We start from the raw sequence: 19,323 nt of genomic DNA on the forward strand, positions 1-19,323 counted from the left end.
TTCAGAAAAGCCACTGATCAAACGCTGGAAGAACTGCAGGAAAAAGTATAAAAAAATGCAAGAAAACTATTAATTTTATAAATGATAACCTTCCAAAAAAACTGTATAGCGAAACCCGTATTAGACCTTGTGTATAGCTTTTTTAGGAATCGACAGTAGGGCTGTTTTAAGGTGATGTTTGTTGCAAATCAATGTCAAATAGCGGCATTCATTAACTTCCAAAGGCATTATACTATGGCGAAAATGAGATTATGAATTTTGAGTCGGATTTTAGGGAGAATAGCAATTTATAGTCTTTAATTTTTCCAAAGTGTGGCAAAGCAACAAACAATCTGAACCAGTTAAAATTTGGGAATACATAGTTTTCCTTCTTTTGCTAGCTGTAAGTCTTTTCATGTTCAAAAGATTCAGCTGCTTTAATTGGTTCTGAGACAGAGCTGGATAGAACAGTCTCTTTTTTAGCTCCTTTTTTCTTTTTCTTGCCCCATTTACGATTGTACCAAATAATGAATCCTGTAATCGGCAATGACCCTGCGATAAATGTCACAAAAAATGCTAGAATTTTGGTTGGAATTCCCCAGATAGAACCCACATGGATGTCATAATTTAACCTTCTGAATTTCTCTCCCACACTGAGCTCATAGTAATCTTTATTAAAAAGTGAAACACTGTTGGGCAGGAATTCAGCCGTATATTTATCAAAAGAGTAATACCGGTTGTTAAATTGTCTATCCATATCATTCCGTATATAAACCTGGATAGTACCATCTGCCTTGGCGGTATCTGGATAGTTAATGTTTAAATAAAATGGATCCTTGTACTGCGTTAAGATCGTTGCTACCTGCTTGTCAAAAGCACGAGGAAAGTCAGATATAGTATACATCTTTGTGGTATCTGATTTTACTGTCTTTCGCTCGGCTAATGTTTCACCCCAATTAGTAGACCAGTAGAGTGCCTTATTAAACCAGGTAATCCCATAGTACATTCCTGTAATGGCTAGCAAAAGGGCCAGCAAAAATGAATAAAAGCCAAATACATTATGTAAATCCAAATTGAGCCTTTTCCAACCTGCTTTCCATTTGACTTTAAAACTCTTATCGCGAACAGATTTTGTCCACTTTTTAGGGTACCACCATATTAGCCCTGTGATCAGTGTAATGCTAAACATTAATGTCGCATAATTGACAATGGGTCTGCCTATATCGCGGGGAAGCCAGAGAAAACGATGACCACTAATTGCCCAGCCAAAGAAACTTTCCAATCGCTTCCGTAGTTGCTCTTCTTCAGAATTGTCTTCGGTTTTCAATCCTAAATATTCTCCTGTATAAGGATGTATTAAATTAATTTTAGGTTCTGGCTTCTTAGAGGTGTCAGCTCCTTTAATATTTACGGTAAAAGAAATCGGATGATCTTTAGTATATGTAATCCCACGAACAAAATCCTGGGGATACAAAGAATCTGCAATGGCTATTACTTTTGAAGGTGGTAGCAATGATTGATAACCTGCAACAATATATTGCTTTTCTTTTTTCGGTATTAAAAGTGAGGTGATTTCGTAGTGAAAAACCCAAAGGCAGGCTGTAAAACAGACTATCACTAAAATAATTCCTGAAATCAATCCTAGCCACAAATGTAACCAGTTGCTGACTGAACGGAATGTTATTTTTTTCTTCTTATTCTCTCTTACAGCCATGCACTTTTAGATTACTTCAAAACTCATTGATGTTGCACGGTTGTATTCTTCAAACGCCTGATCAGCTACTTTTTCCTTTTTAGAGCCCTCGGCAAAATACTTTCCTTTCCATTCTGGTATAAATCTGGCTACACCATTCTGATCAGTTTCTATCCATTTTATCCAGCCATTAGGAGAAATAATCTGAAAAAATGCTTTTACTGCAGGTTTTCCGTTTTCATATAAAGTTAAAGCCACTTCTTTCTTGTTATTTAGAAGATCTTGAGCAGGATAAACAACCAGGGCATTCCCAACATTGGTTGCTAAATTTCCTTTTTTAGAATTACCTACTTGTATAGAAGCATGTGCATTGATCTGGTATTGCGATTTAGCACCAGTTTTACGTTCAGTTTCATGTTGTATAGCTACATGATAAACACCATCCTGATCAGGAGTGAAAGTTGCAACCAACGCATTGTTTTGAGGAGTTAACTTCAGAATTTCTTTAGATCCGTCAGCCTTTGTCAAAGTTAACTTTACAACAGTTCCTTCTTTGTACCACCACCATTTAGATATTTCTTCGTGCTCATCAGGTTCTCCATATACCACTTTTATGGTATGGGCTTTCCCTTTATTTCCCTTTAGGGCAGTTTCAATGAAGACAGCATGCGCTGAGGCAGCTATGCTAATACCAGAATATAATGTTAGCAATAGAATTTGTTTTAATATTCTTTTCATAATGTTTTTGGATAAATAATTTGGTTTATTTTATTTTATTCACATGGTATACCCAGGTTACTCCTGGATCAATCTGTGCACCACGTTTGATTGCATTTGTGGAAGGGTTGTATTCATATACAAACCATTTAGACTCATCTGTTTTGAACACGTCGTATAGTTTTCCATTTTCCATGAAGTTCATGGTAGTCTTAGGCTCTGCACCTCCAGCTAAAATTCTTAAATCAGCTACAACCTTTTTATTGGCAGGGTCAATTACATAAGGACTGATATAAGCTTTACCATTGCCTAATTTCTGAATCATAGAAGACGAATTTTTAAAGATGTTGTAGTCTTTTAACTCGAAGAAATAATCAGGATCGAAGGTTGTTTCGCCCGATTTGATGCGCAACAGACCATAGCTGGAAGTTCCTACACGTCTTGTTAAGATATACAAATCATTATTGTCATCCTGGAAAGTAGGTTTATTGATTTCCCAGTGACCAGCAGTAAATCCACCACGTGGATCTTTTATGATCTTACCGTTAGACAGACTTGGGTAATCACATACATATACATAAGCGGTATCAATAATATCAGCCTTTGTAATGTTGCTTTTATATTTATGCCCGACAAAGAGTTTATCGCCTCTGACAGTCATACTTGTAGGTACAATGTAAACATCATCATCTTGTCCGTTTGTTTGCTTTGGTATGAACCTGATCATAGGGATTTCGACATTCAACGTCTTATTGATTGTCAAGCTGTTGGTATTCATGAAATAAATAGGCTGCTCCAGAACTTTTTTAGCTGTATTAGTAGTCCCTGCAGTCTTGGTAATAACCAATTCATCTTTGGTACTGATGTTATCCAAAACCTTTCCCATGTAGAAGTTTCCTGGGAAAACATAGTTATTGGTTTCTTTTAATAATCCGTTGCTGGTAATTTCGTGCTGACTGAAGAGTTTGCCATCGTTAGAAAAATAGAACTTACCATGATGGTTATAGGCATATACACCATAAAATGCTGCTGGAAGGTGAGAAGTAATATCTATGCCTTTGTTATTATTAGGAGACAATAAGGTATCTTTCATCAAATCATTAGTTGTTAAAAGATAAGAACCTGTTGCTGAAGTAACCCACAAACTATACAAACCACCATTTGTATTGATCGGGGTAGGAGCTACATCGTCCGGTGAATCTTTACATGATGAAAATAGAGCTGTTGCCGCCAGGCAGGTCACAATTAAATGTTTAATATTCATAATATTTATATTGATTGTTTTTACATTAATGATAATCTCAATTTGAGGAAGAATGCGCGACCAGGTTTTTGCAACCTGAAGTTGTCATATGCCCGTTCATCGGTAAGGTTGCGGCCTTCGAATGAAATATTGTACTTGTTTCTGCTCCAGGAATAACTCAGCACAGCAGAATGAATAGTTTGTGAAGGGATATAATCTTTAGAAGCCAGTGACCCCAAATGTGCTTCGCTTAGATAAAACCAATGAGTATATTGAGATAAGTAAGACAATTGAATCCTGCTTCCTTTTTGAAACCAATCGTTTTGAATAAGACTTACATCCATACTGCCATACACCCAGGGCCTGTTTGCAATCTGATAGCCGTAAGACAAACTCACCTGTTGATTGCTATCGTCAGTGTATTTTTTATTGTCGATCGCTTTATCGTAAGAGCCATTTAGTGTAAACGCTAATAAGTCTTTATAACCATACTTTACCTCCGCTGAAAAACCGTACAATTTTACACCTGGGATATTGTAATACTGAGAATATCCTTCTCCATTTACCTCTACAACTTTGGTGTTAATATAATCTGCAGCAAGGCGATAGAAACCTGTAACATCTACATTTAAAAAGTTATTGTCATTGATAAATGTATTGTAGTAAAAGCCTGTATTAATATTATCGCTGCGTTCTGGTTTGAGATCAAAATTAGAGATCGTGTTCAGTCCATCTCCGAAAAGTGGAGTCATGCCTGGTAGGTTATATGCCCTTTCGTAGGATAGCTTCCAGCCACCATCTGAGGTAATCCGATAGCGGGAAGCAATGCTCATGCTATAGAAGTTCCATGCTTTTTGATAATGGACGATTTCTCCACTGATCAATTCATTATTTCCATTGAATTTTCTTTCGTCCACATCTTTTGTAGCATCAAGTCGATAATACTTTAGCGCCATAACATTAGACAAACGTTTATCAAACCATTGGTTTTGCCACGATAAGCCAACAATATGTCTCGCTAGGTTGGAAGGAAGCCCAGAACGGTTGTAGCCATTAATCATATCGTATTCCTTTTGATGGCTAGTGTTATAGTTGTAATTAAAGTTTAAACTTTGTTTTCTTTCTTCATCAAAGTCGTAGTTCAGGTTTACTCTTGCCAGGTAATTGAACAAATTGTACTTATTATGAGAAGGATCACGAGGAGGGGTGTCTCCAATTGGAACCCAATTGCCAGACCAGCTGTAGTTATAGGCAGCAGTATCTCTTACATGTCGGTTATCGTAACTATAACTTGTAAATGCATCTGCGAATAGACGTTTTACAATGAAATCACTTTTCTTGTAACTTAGGGTGGGCATCAGATACTTACTTTCTGTCCATTGCCCAACATTTAGCGTGTTAATTGTTGCACCTAACTGATTTTGTTTATGATTTTGCGAATAGGTGAGTCCGACATAAAACTGATCGGCCCAGGGTTTATCCCGGAAACCAACTTCCAATTGTCCCATAGCCGAGGTATAGCGATCATAAAAACGTTTAACCTCAGCTATCGTGTCCAATTTGTTGTTCTTTTCGCCTCTGAGAATGACATTGTATTTTTCTTCTGAATACATCTTGTAATCATTATCCGAATGGTTATAGAATGCATTTAAGCGTACTGATAATTTGTTTTTCGGATTGGTGAATGTACCGACCAAGGCAGACTGTTGTGTATTAAACGAGCCCATGCTGTAGCTAAAATCAAGAAAAGGTCTTGCTCTTCGTTTGGTAATAATATTTACAGCTCCACCTAAGGCATCTGAACCCAGGAAAGCTGGTACAACCCCTTTATAAACCTCAATACGATCAATTAAATTTACTGGAATGTTATTTAGCGACATAGATGACCCGAAATTATCCATGGGTACACCATCTATAAATATTTTAGCATCAAGACCGTTGATTCGAAATACGAAATTAGATCCCAACCCACCGTCTTCACGTATGGTTAAACCTGTTGCTCTTTTTAAAACCTGTGTCAGGTTTGCCGCTTCATTGCTATATTTATTTAGATCGATAATGCTAACGTTAAATCCTGAACGCTTTATTTCCTGAATATGCCTTTCATTTTCTGTTTGTCCTACAACAGACACTTCCTGAAGTTGTTGTTTGTCCTCTTTAAGTACCACATCAAAAATGGTTTTCTGTGAACCAGCATTAACCTGTTTGATTTCTTTAGTAAATCCTATAGCGCTAATAATAAGAACGACTTGCTGATGATCAGGTAATTTTTGTAGCTTGTAAAAACCATCATAATCTGCCTGAGTTGAAAAATTTGTATTTTGTATACTAACAGTAGCATTGGAAACGGAGTTTCCAAACGTGTCTTTGATATACCCTGAAATCTCCCGGCCTTTTTTCTCTTGTGCAAATGTTATTGGAGTGAATAAACTGAACAATAAGAAGAAGAGGAGTAGTGCTTTGAATGTCATATTAAGATTATAAAAAAGTAGGAATGGCAGTTTCTAAGTCCTTGTTATTCACTATCGACGCCAATTGCATTGCAAGGGGTACATCAGGTATCATTTTCACCTGGTCTGGGGTTAAGACCAAAATTTGATCTCCAACAACTCCAGGATCTTCTTCCAGGCAGACAGTCAGATAGGTGGTGTGCTGTTTTAATGTATAGCTGCGACCATTTTTTTTTGTTGTTAGCTGAATTGTTTTGTTAGTCTCATTGGAGACCTTATAAAGGTCTATCGTTCTATTTTTTTGATTTACGCTTGGAGAGAAATGTATCTTTTGGATTTTGATGGACGCATAATCCATATTGGTCGTAAAAAGTATATCATCCTCCTTTGAAAAAATCATAAACAGCAATATGATAGCTGCAGCATACTTTACTAAATGAAGTATTTTATGCTTAGTTGTTCGCTTTGCAATAATCTGATTGAAAATTCCTGACCAGATTTTTTCTTGTGATGCATGAGTTGCTTTGATTGAAATAACATCAGATTCCCAGGTTTCTGTAGGGTCTAACCACTTTTCCATCTGGATTCGCTCTTCTTCAGAGCATGTATTCTCGAAATACCTCTTAACTATATCTTGATTTATATATTCTTTCATTTACAAAGAGAGTATACTTGGATGCGAAATTGTCCCGATTTATTTTCGAAAAAAGTCATTTTTATTTTCTGTGTTGATAATGAGTGTTTTAAAATGGTTTTTACTTATATCCCTCGATCTTCAGCTTTTCACGTATAATCCCTATTGTTCTGGATAATTTGTTTCTCACTGTCTTCTCCGACAAATCAAAATGTAGAGCTATTGAACGATTATCCATTCCTTGCTCAAATCGCATACGGAACATTTTTTGACATTTGTGCGCCATAGGGCACAATAATTTGTCTATTGTTTTTTCCAGGTCCTTGTATAAAACATGATCATCTGTTTGTAGATCCGTTTTTTTGCAGTTGATAACACAATCTTGTGCAGCGCAGCAACGGTACCTTTTCTTCAGTTCCGTTATGCATGCAAATTTGACAGCTTTAATCAAATAGCCTTCGATATTTTCTATCTGCAGGAATTCTCTTCGCTCCCATAGGCTTACAAAAACCTGTTGTACGACATCTTCGGCGAGCAGGTTTTCTTCTAAAATCTTTTGTGCATAATTATAGACCTTCTTCCAATACGTTTCGTAAATCAGACGAAATGCATCATAATCTTCTGGCATTATTGTTTGGTAATTAGTGGTTCGAAATATTTGTGGTAAAATTATTACTATTTAGACTAATTACAAATAAAAAAGAATAAAACTATTTTTGAATTATTGAATGCGGTTCAAAAGGCGATCAGTTTCTTTTTTGCTCTTTATTTGTAATTGATCTAAATAATATTACCTTTGAATTTCTAAGCCTTATAAATTGCCAGAAACAGTAGAAATAAATGAGAATGAGTTACTTCAAATTGACGAAGTGACGTTTGCATTGATATATGCTAAATTTTGGAAGAAACTATATTACATCTGCTACCAAAAGCTAAATGATAAGGATCTGGCCCAGGATATGGTCCATGATTTATTTGAATCTATTTGGGAAAGAAGGAATACACTGTTAATTTCTGATTCGATAGAAAAATATCTTATCAAGTCTGTTAAATATAAAATATCTGGTTACTTTCGTGAAAGGATTCAACAGGAAAGAAATCTTGAAGAATCGATGCTTTATGCTAAGGAAGCAGAAGCTGTTACCGAGAAACAAGTTGCGTTCAGCTTTCTCTCACGAGAACTCAACACCTTGGTAGATGAATTGCCGGAACGCTGCAGATTAATTTACAAGCTAAGCAGGGAAAAAGGATTAAATAATAGACAGATTGCATCATCTTTATTGGTTACAGAAAAGACGGTTGAGAACCAGATCACTAAAGCATTGTCATATATCCGCCTCAAGCTTAGGCAATATAAAAATGAATGACCATTAAATTGTTTAGCTATCTCAAATTTATTTCAGGAATTTGTCTTGCTTCGTTGCTGATAGCAGGTTGCGGAGGTGGCAATAAAATTAGCTCAGAAAAGCATAAATATTTGCTGATTATAAACGGGGAAAAGGGATCCAGGGATGAGGACCGTATGCTCTGGTTTGATTCATTGGATTCAAGCTTAGTTCTACATACAAATCAGGCTTCAATGATTAATAATAAGTTAGGTTCTACGGTAATCCTAAATCATAATTTTTTACTCAGCATGGATAAAAAATCCGGATTGTTTAGTAAATATCAGTATGCAGAAGATGGATTGAAAAGTGGAGGCGAACTTAAACTGGAGGAGTTTGAATACATTTCCTTTACTACAAAATTAGATAGTACATTACTTTATATAGGAGGTCGCGGACATAAAAATATTTCTTCCTACGCCATTATCGATCAAGAAAAAATGCTTTTGGTAAGGAAAGGACGCTTAGATCTGCCGGTAGCCGCAGAGCAAAATGCAAGTGATAATTTTGGGATGTTAAAGAATAATCATTTGTATGTGGGCTATAGTTCTTTTGGTGAAGATTATGACCATTGCAGCGATACTTCTTACCTGGCCGTATTGGATTACCCGGCCCTAAAACTAAAGAGCGTAGATAAGGATGTCCGCTCTGCTTTTCCCGGATCGGGTGTAAATGGGATGTTTAACTTTTTTGCGGATACAAAAGAAGATTTATATGTACTCACCTCTCCGGTTTTTTATCATGGGAACCATCCAACAGCATCAACTGCTTTTTATAGGATAAGTAATGGAAAAGGGGAGTTTGATAAGGAATACTTTTTTGATTTATCAAAACAGTTGAATGGTCGTCATTTACTTGGCATAACACAAGCTGCTGCTGGAAAAGTAATATTGGCTACAATTTCTTTTCCAAGTACTGGAAAGAGCGACTATTATGTTGCTGATGTTTATAAAAAAACAATAAAGTTATTACTTAAAAATCAGAACCAACCAAACTTTGTATGGGGTACCAGTGGTTATTATGATGGAGAAAATGCTTCATTTATTGTTAATGAAAGCCAGGGAAAGGCGAGGATGTATGTGTACGATGGGAATAAAGATATATTAAGATCCGGACCAGCCATCGAAGGAAATATCTCCTCAAAGTCTTCATATCTCATACTCAATCCTTCAAAGAAAGATTTTGATTAAGGCCTATAAGTCTTAAAAACCGCTTTTTTTTGCTTTTATTATTTTTATTTAAAAAAAATCTAAATAAGACGTAGGGGTAAATGCCGAGAAGATCGACTGTTATTATAGATGGGGAAGTATACTATAACAGATGAAATCTTGATGAGGTATCATTCCGGCAGAAGTTCGGCAGCTGAATGTGCTGCGGTTGAGGCTTGGCTGGAAGATGCTGAAGAAGAAGTTATCTCATCTCATGATCAGGGGGAAGAAGATGAAGTTAATACAGCTTTATGGGCTTCCCTAGAACAATCTACGATTTTTAAAGAGAGAAAAAGGCAGCAGCTTAAACTATGGTATAAGCGGATTAGCATAGCTGCTAGTTTACTTATCGCTTTACCATGTGTTTTTTTATTGTACAAGAGCGTTTTAAGATCGGACAGACTGAAAGTAATTCAGATTGATAACTTTAAAGGACAAACTGCAAAGGAAGAAAACATTGATGGGCTTGTATTTACTGCCTTAACTTTTTGCGATGCCATGCTCATTCAGAATAAATCTGTTGAAGATGTGAGCCTTAATTTCGCTTCCAACAGCTCGGGTATAGATGCCCAGACTAAAAAATTCGTCTGTAAAAGTGGAATCACTTATGTGGCTTTAAGAATAAGCCGTATTTCTCCAGAAATAATAGTGGTAGACCAACGCTATATGGAGGATGTGTTACCATTAAATGTAGCTATGAGAATAAATAAAGATTTACAAGCAATATAAATAATAGAAAAGGCCGTACTGGTACCAGCAGTACGGCTTGTCCCGGATAATCGGGTTAATCTTAACGTATGACATTAAAATCACTGCAAATTAATAAAATTCTGCTTACGGGGCTTTTATGTGCCTTATATTTCTTTTCCAATGCCCAAATTACCATGCCTCAGATTTCTGGCAAGGTAAGCGATAGTGATCAGGAGCCTGTTGAAGGGGCTACTGTGTGGATTCGGACTATAAAAGCTGGGACAGTAACTGATGCAAATGGTAGTTTTAGGTTAGATGTGCCAAAACCAGGAACTTATACAATTGAAGTTTCGGGGGTTGGGTTTAAAACCAAAAGGCAGGTAATAGAAGTACGGCTTCAGTCTTCAGTTTTGATGACCAATTTTATCCTTGAAAAGGATAACAAACTAATGGAGACCCTGAATGTTACAGGCAAAACAGAAGCCAGAAAACTTACGGAAAGTGGATTTAATGTAAGTGGTATAGAAACCAAAGCTCTGGCTAATACTACTGCTGATCTTAACCAGGTGCTGAGTAGAAGTACAGGTATTCGGATCAGAGAAAGTGGAGGGTTGGGATCAGATTTTAATTTTTCTATTAACGGTCTTTCCGGTAAACAGGTAAAGTTCTTTATTGATGGGATTCCGATGGAAAACTTCGGGAACTCCATGTCGCTCAATAATATTCCTGTCAACCTGGCCGAACGCATAGAAGTTTATAAAGGTGTTGTGCCGGTTGAACTTGGAGCTGATGCACTGGGTGGGGCAGTTAATATCGTAACCAACCAAAATGTAAAGCAATATCTGGATATGAGTTATAGCTATGGGTCTTTTAATACCCATAGAGCAGGTCTGAGTGGTCGGTATACAGATGAAAAAACAGGATTCACCATTAATGCGACTGGGTTCTATAATTATGCTGACAACAATTATATCATGAAGGACATAGATATTGCTGAGGGAAATGTATTTGTTAAAAAGGATGTTAAAAGATTTAATGATGGTTTCCGTTCGGGAATGGGACAATTAGAACTTGGTTTTCGAAACAAGAAATGGGCAGATGTATTGCTGGTCGGTCTACTTTATTCATCCGGATATAAAGAAAGACAAACAGGTGCAGAACAAGATATAATTTATGGAAAGGTCCATTCTTATGGGAACCTGGTTATGCCAAGCCTTAAATACAAAAAGACAGACTTATTTTTAAAGGGTCTCAGTGCTAGCCTGTTTGCTACCTATGCACAGGAAAATACTACATCAGTAGATACTTCAGCATCAAAATATGACTGGGAAGGGAAAATCATTTCTTCGAACAATCTATTTGGCGAGCAAGCTGCTTTTTCGCTATACAAATACACCAATAAATTTGCAGTGCTGAGAGCTAATTTTTCTTATGCCATCAGTGATAATAGTGCTGTCAAACTAAATTATAGTCTTAGTGCAGGTCAAAGATCAGGAGTAAATACTTTTAAAAATGCTGATCAGGATGGCAATACTTTAGATGTTCCTAATAAACTGAATAAAGGCATCCTGGGCATATCTCTAGAAAACAACTTACTCGATGGTCGCTTTAGCAGCTCCATTTTCCTGAAGCAATACCGTCTTCATTCTTATATCCGTTCTGCAATTTATTTCAATGGTAATGGATACCAAAAAAGCACAGCTGATTCTACCAGTAATTATTTTGGTTATGGTATTGCAACCCGTTATAAGATCACTGAAAATGCGGGGATAAAGGCATCTTTTGAACATACATACCGCCTACCGGAAGTTGAGGAACTTTTTGGGGACGGAATTTTAGTTCTGGCAAATCCAAAGTTAAAGCCAGAAGAAAGTGACAACATTAACCTGGGCGTGTATTTCCGCCATAATTTTGCTGAGCATCACTTTTCAGCTGAAAGTTCTGTATTCTATAGAAATGCAAAAGATTTTATCAATGCAATGCCAGGAGGAACTTTTTCCAGCTATGCGAACATTGGTAAAGTGCGTATTACCGGAATTGACGGAGAACTGAATTATGGTTACAAGAACTTACTTTCCCTAATAGTAAATGCAAGCTATATGGATGCGATTAGTCGTGACGAAAGTACAACAGTATTTGAAGAACGTATTCCAAATCAACCCTGGCTTTTTGGAAATGCAAGTTTTAGTATTGGGAAAAATGACCTCATAGGTAAGGGTACAAGATTACAATTTAACTGGTTTACCCAATACACACATTGGTTCTATTTAAGATGGCCAAGTCGTGGAACTGCAGCTACAAAAGATGTTATCCCTAGCCAAACTATACACAATGCTGGTTTTAGCTATTCCATGAACGAGGGGAAGTATAATGTCTCTCTGGAATCCAGGAATATTTTTGATGAAACTGCCTACGATAGTTTCCGTCTGCAAAGACCTGGAAGATCCTTTTTTGTAAAACTCCGCTATTTCATCAAATAAATTATGTATCACATCAAACAATATAATAAAATGAAATTTACACTTAAAACTACATCCCTATTTGCATTGCTTGCTGTAGGCGCAACGTTAACATTTTCTTCCTGCTCAAAAAAATCATCTCCAGACACTGAAGAACCTACGCCTGAAAGTGGAAATTTTGCCATTGTAGGCGGAGTTAATACTCCTTCAGCACTTTATCTACTTACGCCTGAGAGTTTAACTTCAGGCTCTGTTAGCGCAATTGGTAATGGTGCAGAGATTTCAAGCTGGAACAGGTTGTTTAAAAAGGGATATTATTATAAGATTACACCCGGCAAATTCAGCAAATTCAAATATGAAAACAAAGTCTTAACCACAGTAACTGAAATTCCTGTTACAGGCTCTACATCTACGATGTATTGGTTAAATGACAATACGATTCTAATCGGTGATGGTACACCAGCAGCAGCTAATCCAATACTGAATTATACAATTATCAATACAGATAATATGACTGTGACTAAAACAGGTACAGTTGGCGGACAAGTTTTGGGTGGAACTGATAAAGCTGTGAGTGTAGCTTCTGTAACATTAAGAGGGAGCAAACTATACATCGGTTATACGATATTTGATGCAAACTGGACTGCAACCAATACTGCCTATCTGGCAGTCGTAGATTACCCGGCGATGAACAATGTGGTTATTACTACTGACACCCGATCTACTTATCCTGGTTCAATTGCTACAGACTTACCTTCGACACTTACTTATAATGGGGATATTTATATTCTTAGTAACGTTGGAGATCGCTGGGGTATCAATCCTAATAAGCCTAGTGGTATTTGGAAGATCAAAAGCAATGAAAATACATTTGATGCTAACTATTTCTTCAACCTTTCTGCATTAAGTAATGGAAATAGAGAATACTATGGATTATGGGATCTTGGGAATGGTAAAGCGATTACCCGTATGGGCCGTGCAGATTTGCTTACTGCATTTGAGGATTATACAAATAAAGATGTTTTCGAATATTATGTACTTGATCTGAATGCAAAAACAAGAACAAAACTTGATCTTCCTTTAGACAGAGGCGTTCGCGTTTCTCCGGTATGGGTAGAAAATGGAAAGGCATATATCGGTGTTTCTTCTGCTACACAAGGGAAGTTCATTTATACCTATGATGTTGCAAGCGGTAGCCTTACCAAAGGAATGGAAGTTAAGGGCGTAGATTATATCAGTTGGATTTCTAGATTCAACTAATCATTTGACATTATAACCGGCGAAAAATAATTTCGCCGGTTTTTTATTCACTTGTATCATTTTTTTAATGTTTAGAAAAATCAACAATTGGCTTCACCTATGGATGGGGCTTATTTCGGGGGTAATTATGTTAATTGTCTGTTTAACAGCAGCCATTTGGGTTTTTAATGAAGAAATAAAATCTCTGTTCCATCCGGTTTATCATGTAGCTAAAAGCGAGAGGCCGTTGATTATGCCTTCACAAATTAATCAGATTATTCGTGATAAATTTCCAGGTGAACCTGTTAATATGGTTACCTATAAAAAAAACAGGTCGGTAGATGTAATGGTGAAAAAATGGGGAGATAACCCTTTGATTGTTTCTTTAGACCCTTATACGGGAAAAATTCTTGGGCAGCGGATCAATGAAGACAGGATTACTTTATTCTTTTACTTTATGGAAGATGGACACAGATTTTTTTGGCTACCAATTAAGATAGGAAGACCTATTGTAAATTATGGTACGCTTATGTTTGTGTTTCTTCTGATCACAGGACTTATTTGGTGGTATCCGAAAAAATGGAATAAATCAACTCGTGATAAAAGCTTTAAAATAAAGTGGTCGGCCAAGTGGAAACGGATTAACATAGACTTGCACAATGTATTCGGATTCTATGCTTTGCTAATCTTGTTGATTTTATCTCTTACAGGAATGGTATATGGGATAAAGTGGTACAGCAAAGGACTATATACCGTGACTTCAGCCGGTGAAAAGCTACCGGACTGGAAAGCTACAAATTCAGACAGCACCATGGTAGTTAAGGGCATCTCACTGGATATGGCTTTGGATAAAGCGATCCATACAGCGATAAATCGTTATCCCGAAGCAAGCGGCTATATGTACCGTACTCCAGATACAAGTAATATTAAATCAAGTATTCTAGTTGATGTATATCCTGAAGAGGGGAAGACATTTGGAAATCAAGGTATTTATTTCGATCGGCATACGGCAAAAGAAATAAAGAAAGATAAATATTATGCTGCCCAATTTAAGGATGCTTCATTTGCTACAAAGTTACGCCGGATGAATTATGATATCCATGTTGGTACTATACTTGGCCTACCTGGGAAGATTATTGCTTTTATAGCAAGTCTGATTGGAGCTTCATTGCCAGTTACCGGATTTATAATCTGGTATAACAGAAAATTTGGAAAGAAATCTAAAAAGAAAAAACAATTAAGCGATTGCCTGGATAGCTCATTGGATAAGAAAAAGGGTAGATAGTTATTTATCAGGGTATTCACTGAGTAACATTTTTAAATGTTGTTGCTCAGTGGCATACTTAGGGTTGTCATATAAATTATAGCGTTCCGTTGGGTCCCAACCAAGGTTAAACATTTCGTTTACCATTTTATCATTTTGCTTAGTTGTACGTAATTTCCAGTCTCCATCTTTCACGCCTTCTAACACGTAGTTGAAGTAGTAAATGGGTTTATGGATTCCTTTATAGTCTTTTTGTGAAAGTAGTTTTACTACAGATTCACCGTCCAGTGTCCTTTTTGGCAAAGCGGTATTTGTCCATTCTGCAATAGTAGGAAGTATATCAAGATTAGATATAGGTGTATGTACAACCTGCGGAATTGTGTGGTTTTTGTAGTAAACTATAAAGGGAACGCGATGCCCTCCTTCATAAGAAGTAGCCTTTGAGCCTTTGAATATTCCGGCAGTTCCCACATGATATGGCTTTGTAAACCCGTCTTCATACATACGTTGTGGAGCATTTAACCAGGGACCATTGTCGCTCGTAAATATGAAAATAGTATTATCTGCCTGACCGTTATCTTCAAGAGTTTTCCAAAGCCTGGCCATTTCAGTATCCATTTCTTCGATCACATTTCCTAATTCTCCCCCAGCTGATTTTTTACTATTTTTCTTTACTGCTGTAGCAACTGGTAAATGTGGCATGTTGTAGGCCAGATATAAAAAGAATGGTTGTTTTTTATCGCCGGATTCTTTAACGAATTTTATGGCTTCCTCTGTGTAGGTTTTAGTTAAGATCGTGTCGTTGGGACGATATATTTCTGGCTTTTGATTTCTGAATATTTTAATAACGGTATCTGTTTTTACATAAGGTGCTCTGAAATCATGACTATATAACATGCCATAAAATAAATCAAATCCTTGCTTATTTGGGAGACCTGTGCCATAATCACCAATATGCCATTTGCCAATGCAGGCGGTTCGATAAGCTGATGTCTTTAACATTTCTGCGATAGTAATTTCTTCATCAGGAATAGCCGTTTTATCTCCAGGACCAATAACACGAGGCATTTTCGACCTACTGCAATACCTTCCTGTAAGGGTAGAAACTCTTGAAGGGGAGCAGGTAGGAGAGGTGGTTACAAAATTGGTTGCTAATATTCCCTTTTGAGCCATTTTATCAATAAAAGAGGTGTTAAATAATGGGTTGCCATAACAGGCTAAATCGCCATATCCCATATCATCTGTTAGTACAACAATTACATTAGGTTTTTTTTGTGCAAATGATACCTGACAGGCTAAAAATAGCATGAGGAAAAATAGAACGAATATTGAAGTAGCTGCTTTAGACATATTTGGCTTTAATAATGGTTTCCTATAATTTATTTACTTGCAAATTAATGATAAATAGCAATTTGTTCGTTTCAATAACGTCTTAAACTCTATAGAATTCGTACAAACTTTAGCAGGTTTTGTAATTTTCCTATTCTATTTTTCCATTATTAATCATTTATTATGTTTTTGTTAATATGGAAATTGATTTTAGTGAATCAAACTAAATCAAATATAAATTATGAAAAAAACAATTATTTTATCGGTGTTGCTATCAGTATGTATGTTAAGTGTTAATGCTCAGGATGGAGATAAGGAAATAACTGAAGATAAATGGCAATGGTTAGCTACGGCTTCTCTTAATCCTGATGGTGCAAAAAAAGCTATTGACAATAACCCTGCAACCAGGTGGGAGACCAGAGTTTCTCAGGCTAGTGGTCAATTCTTTATTTTAGACATGAATGCCGTTAATAACGTAAGTAAAATTATATTAGATGTTACTGCAAGTAAAAATGACTCTCCAAAAGGTTATGAGGTATATATGTCTAACGATGGAAACAATTGGGGAACTGCATTAGCGACTGGCGCGGGAACACAGAATGAAACGGTAATTACTTTTAGCAAAAAGACTGCTGGTAGGTATATCAAAGTTATCCAAACAGGTGCCACAGGTAATTACTGGTCTATTCACGAATTTAGAGTTTTTGGACAGGCAGCTAAAAAGTAAAGAATCTCACAACGATAATACAATACAAAAAATGAAATTAAGTAATAAGATTTTTTATTGTGCCTTTATTTTAAGCTTACCAGTCCTATTCTATACATGTAATGTATTAAAAGATGTTGTGAAGAGAGATGCATCAGGAAAGATTATTGTTAAAACAAATCCGACCTCTAAATACCTAAGTCCCAAAGAGAGCCTTCAGTCGTTTCATCTTCCCAAGGGATATAGAATGGAGCTGGTGGCAAGTGAGCCGATGATTAGTGAGCCTGTTGCAATTGCATTTGATGGAAATGGCAGGATGTTCGTCGCAGAGATGAATACTTATATGAAGGACATTAATGGTACCGGACAAATGGAACCTGTATGTACAATTAAGAGGCTTGAGGATACTAACGGGGATGGAGTGATGGATAAGTCTGTTATTTTTATAGATAAGCTGATTCTTCCTCGTCTGATACAAACTTTAGATGATCGATTGTTAGTAGCGGAAACAAACTCCAACAATATCTACAGTTACAGAGATACAGATGGAGATGGAAAAGCTGATGAGAAAATACTGGTTTATCGCAATGATGTAGTTAGTACGAACAATTTAGAACACCAGAAAAGCGGTTTGATCTGGAATCTGGATAACAGGCTATATGTTACATATGATAACATCAGGTATCGCTACAATAATGGAGAACTAAAAGCAGAAAAACTGATTAGTGGATCAGGTGGTCAGTGGGGTTTGGCAAATGATAATTATGGTCGTTTATTTTATTCTTCAGCAGGAGGGGAAACACCAGCATTAGATTTTCAGCAAAACCCATATTTCGGTCGACTGGATATAAGTGGGCAGTATGACCAGGAATTTAGAGCGGTGTGGCCTATTATTTCTACTCCGGATGTTCAGGGTGGACTTAACAGATTAAGAAAAGACAGTACGCTTAACAATTTTACGGCATGTTCCGGACAATCTGTTTTTAGAGGGAATTCTTTACCAGCAGATATGGTTGGAGATCTTTTAATACCTGAGCCTGTTGGAAGATTGATTAGAAGAGCAAAGGTGACCAATACAGATGGCTTTATTACACTTCAAAATGCTTATAAAGAAGAAGAGTTTCTTGCATCTACAGATATGAACTTCAGACCTGTTAACAGTTTAACTGGGCCTGATGGTTGTTTATATATCGTAGATATGCACCATGGAATTATTCAGGAAAGTAACTGGACAAAAAGTGGAACTTATTTAGGAGGTCAGATATTAAGTAAGAGATTTGATAAAAACATTGGTAAGGGACGTATTTACAGATTGGTGTATGATGGAATTAAACCTGATCAAACTAAACCAAAAACATTAGGTATGCCATCTAGTGAATTGGTACAGTATTTATCTCATCCAAATGGATGGTGGAGAGACAATGCACAGAAATTAATGGTTATAAAAGGAGATCAGTCGGTAGCTCCTGCATTGAAAAATATTGTGTTAAATTCTCCAGATCCATTAGCTCGTATTCATGCAATCTGGACTTTAGATGGATTGAAAGCTCTGGATAAAGTGACTTTGAAAGCGGCATTAAAGGACAAGGATGCTAAAGTTAGAAAAAATGCTGTCTGGGTGGCTGAAGAAGCTATTAGAAATGGAGATGAGGATTTGGTTAACTTTTTGGAACCGTTTATTAATGACGAAAGTGCTGATGTAAGATTCCAGCTTTCTTTATCGCTAAGATTTAGTGAGTCTGAAAAGGCTAAAAGCATTATCAATGAATTGGTGAAAAAATATCCTAAGCAACGTGTGTTAATTGACTCGTACAGGAAGTACTTTGTTCAGCAAAGAGAACAGAAATTGCATGAGATGGCATCTAAACAATTGGCAGAGGAAGATAGAAAGCTGGTGCTTAAGGGGGCTACAATTTATAACCAGTTATGTACAACCTGTCATGGTCCAGAGGGTAAAGGAGTATTAGGTGCTAAAGATTTGCCTGCACCACCGTTAGCATCAAACAAGAATGTAAATGGTGATCCTGTTAAGCTTATCCGTATTCTTTTGCAAGGTTTAAAAGGGCCGATTGACGGGAAGGTTTATGCGGATGAAATGCCCGCACTAGGAGCGAATGATGATGAGTATATTGCTTCTATTTTAAGCTATATCAGAAATGGTATGGGAAATAAGGCTTCGGCGATAAAACCGAACGATGTGAAGAAAGTAAGGGAACAAACGGCAAATAGAACAAGTCCATGGACATGGCCAGAGCTCAACTTATTAAAATAGAGATTTTAACTTCAAGAGGGCTGCAGGTTTAGATATTTGCAGCCCTTTTTGCATA

General features: G+C 36.7%; 15 protein-coding genes. 8 read left to right on the forward strand and 7 right to left on the reverse strand.

Annotated elements, in window-relative coordinates; genetic code table 11:
- Positions 1-376 precede the first annotated feature (376 nt).
- The 6 genes from WC623_RS19770 to WC623_RS19795 all read right to left on the reverse strand — a co-directional run bounded on the left by WC623_RS19770 (position 377) and on the right by WC623_RS19795 (position 7,344).
- Positions 377-1,693, reverse strand: coding sequence for a PepSY-associated TM helix domain-containing protein (locus WC623_RS19770; RefSeq protein WP_372854325.1), 1,317 nt, complete (start codon positions 1,691-1,693; stop codon positions 377-379).
- A gap of 6 nt (positions 1,694-1,699) precedes the next feature.
- Entirely contained in the window at positions 1,700-2,410 is a 711-nt protein-coding gene (locus WC623_RS19775) for a hypothetical protein (protein ID WP_372854327.1), read from the reverse strand.
- Positions 2,411-2,435: 25 nt separating this feature from the next.
- Positions 2,436-3,653 (reverse strand): hypothetical protein, encoded by a 1,218-nt coding sequence (locus tag WC623_RS19780; protein WP_372854329.1) that lies wholly within the window; start codon positions 3,651-3,653, stop codon positions 2,436-2,438.
- A gap of 20 nt (positions 3,654-3,673) precedes the next feature.
- Positions 3,674-6,103: a TonB-dependent receptor domain-containing protein gene (locus WC623_RS19785; protein ID WP_372854331.1), complete on the reverse strand. Its 2,430-nt coding sequence runs from the start codon at positions 6,101-6,103 to the stop codon at positions 3,674-3,676.
- A 7-nt stretch (positions 6,104-6,110) separates the two neighbouring features.
- A complete protein-coding gene (locus WC623_RS19790; RefSeq protein WP_372854333.1) occupies positions 6,111-6,737 on the reverse strand; it encodes a hypothetical protein in 627 nt (208 codons plus the stop codon).
- Positions 6,738-6,837: 100 nt separating this feature from the next.
- A complete protein-coding gene (locus WC623_RS19795) occupies positions 6,838-7,344 on the reverse strand; it encodes a sigma-70 family RNA polymerase sigma factor (RefSeq protein ID WP_372854335.1) in 507 nt (168 codons plus the stop codon).
- A 190-nt stretch (positions 7,345-7,534) separates the two neighbouring features.
- Between WC623_RS19795 and WC623_RS19800 the strand changes: the two genes are divergently transcribed.
- From WC623_RS19800 to WC623_RS19825, 6 genes are all read left to right on the forward strand, one after another.
- Complete coding sequence (locus WC623_RS19800; protein ID WP_372854337.1) at positions 7,535-8,083, forward strand: sigma-70 family RNA polymerase sigma factor; 549 nt, start codon at positions 7,535-7,537, stop codon at positions 8,081-8,083.
- Complete coding sequence (locus WC623_RS19805; RefSeq protein ID WP_372854339.1) at positions 8,080-9,291, forward strand: hypothetical protein; 1,212 nt, start codon at positions 8,080-8,082, stop codon at positions 9,289-9,291. The genes WC623_RS19800 and WC623_RS19805 overlap by 4 nt, the downstream gene beginning before the upstream one ends.
- A gap of 108 nt (positions 9,292-9,399) precedes the next feature.
- Entirely contained in the window at positions 9,400-10,038 is a 639-nt protein-coding gene (locus tag WC623_RS19810; RefSeq protein ID WP_372854341.1) for a hypothetical protein, read from the forward strand.
- A 68-nt stretch (positions 10,039-10,106) separates the two neighbouring features.
- A complete protein-coding gene (locus WC623_RS19815) occupies positions 10,107-12,479 on the forward strand; it encodes a TonB-dependent receptor (RefSeq protein ID WP_372854343.1) in 2,373 nt (790 codons plus the stop codon).
- A gap of 30 nt (positions 12,480-12,509) precedes the next feature.
- A complete protein-coding gene (locus WC623_RS19820; protein WP_372854345.1) occupies positions 12,510-13,718 on the forward strand; it encodes a DUF4374 domain-containing protein in 1,209 nt (402 codons plus the stop codon).
- Positions 13,719-13,785: 67 nt separating this feature from the next.
- The gene (locus WC623_RS19825) at positions 13,786-14,982 is read left to right on the forward strand and encodes a PepSY-associated TM helix domain-containing protein (protein WP_372854347.1); all 1,197 of its coding nucleotides are present in this window, start codon (positions 13,786-13,788) and stop codon (positions 14,980-14,982) included.
- Here the strand turns inward: WC623_RS19825 and WC623_RS19830 are convergent, their stop codons facing one another.
- Positions 14,983-16,311, reverse strand: coding sequence for a sulfatase-like hydrolase/transferase (locus WC623_RS19830; RefSeq protein WP_372854349.1), 1,329 nt, complete (start codon positions 16,309-16,311; stop codon positions 14,983-14,985).
- Between the two features lie 220 nt (positions 16,312-16,531).
- Here WC623_RS19830 and WC623_RS19835 point away from each other — a divergent pair, with 220 nt between their 5' ends.
- Complete coding sequence (locus WC623_RS19835; RefSeq protein WP_372854351.1) at positions 16,532-17,017, forward strand: discoidin domain-containing protein; 486 nt, start codon at positions 16,532-16,534, stop codon at positions 17,015-17,017.
- A 31-nt stretch (positions 17,018-17,048) separates the two neighbouring features.
- Positions 17,049-19,268, forward strand: coding sequence for a HEAT repeat domain-containing protein (locus WC623_RS19840; protein WP_372854353.1), 2,220 nt, complete (start codon positions 17,049-17,051; stop codon positions 19,266-19,268).
- The last annotated feature ends 55 nt before the right edge of the window (positions 19,269-19,323 follow it).

Origin of the sequence: Pedobacter sp. (assembly GCF_041645105.1) — a bacterium.
Classification (GTDB): Bacteria; Bacteroidota; Bacteroidia; order Sphingobacteriales; family Sphingobacteriaceae; genus Pedobacter.

What these genes read in the sequence shown, in the direction of transcription:
- WC623_RS19835 (WP_372854351.1), top strand. Translation starts at nt 16,532, where the DNA reads ATGAAAAAAACAATTATTTTATCGGTGTTGCTATCAGTATGTATGTTA.
- WC623_RS19810 (WP_372854341.1), top strand. Translation starts at nt 9,400, where the DNA reads ATGGGGAAGTATACTATAACAGATGAAATCTTGATGAGGTATCATTCC.
- WC623_RS19770 (WP_372854325.1), bottom strand. Translation starts at nt 1,693, where the DNA reads ATGGCTGTAAGAGAGAATAAGAAGAAAAAAATAACATTCCGTTCAGTC.
- WC623_RS19775 (WP_372854327.1), bottom strand. Translation starts at nt 2,410, where the DNA reads ATGAAAAGAATATTAAAACAAATTCTATTGCTAACATTATATTCTGGT.
- WC623_RS19820 (WP_372854345.1), top strand. Translation starts at nt 12,510, where the DNA reads ATGAAATTTACACTTAAAACTACATCCCTATTTGCATTGCTTGCTGTA.
- WC623_RS19805 (WP_372854339.1), top strand. Translation starts at nt 8,080, where the DNA reads ATGACCATTAAATTGTTTAGCTATCTCAAATTTATTTCAGGAATTTGT.
- WC623_RS19840 (WP_372854353.1), top strand. Translation starts at nt 17,049, where the DNA reads ATGAAATTAAGTAATAAGATTTTTTATTGTGCCTTTATTTTAAGCTTA.
- WC623_RS19785 (WP_372854331.1), bottom strand. Translation starts at nt 6,103, where the DNA reads ATGACATTCAAAGCACTACTCCTCTTCTTCTTATTGTTCAGTTTATTC.
- WC623_RS19825 (WP_372854347.1), top strand. Translation starts at nt 13,786, where the DNA reads ATGTTTAGAAAAATCAACAATTGGCTTCACCTATGGATGGGGCTTATT.
- WC623_RS19815 (WP_372854343.1), top strand. Translation starts at nt 10,107, where the DNA reads ATGACATTAAAATCACTGCAAATTAATAAAATTCTGCTTACGGGGCTT.
- WC623_RS19830 (WP_372854349.1), bottom strand. Translation starts at nt 16,311, where the DNA reads ATGTCTAAAGCAGCTACTTCAATATTCGTTCTATTTTTCCTCATGCTA.
- WC623_RS19790 (WP_372854333.1), bottom strand. Translation starts at nt 6,737, where the DNA reads ATGAAAGAATATATAAATCAAGATATAGTTAAGAGGTATTTCGAGAAT.
- WC623_RS19795 (WP_372854335.1), bottom strand. Translation starts at nt 7,344, where the DNA reads ATGCCAGAAGATTATGATGCATTTCGTCTGATTTACGAAACGTATTGG.
- WC623_RS19780 (WP_372854329.1), bottom strand. Translation starts at nt 3,653, where the DNA reads ATGAATATTAAACATTTAATTGTGACCTGCCTGGCGGCAACAGCTCTA.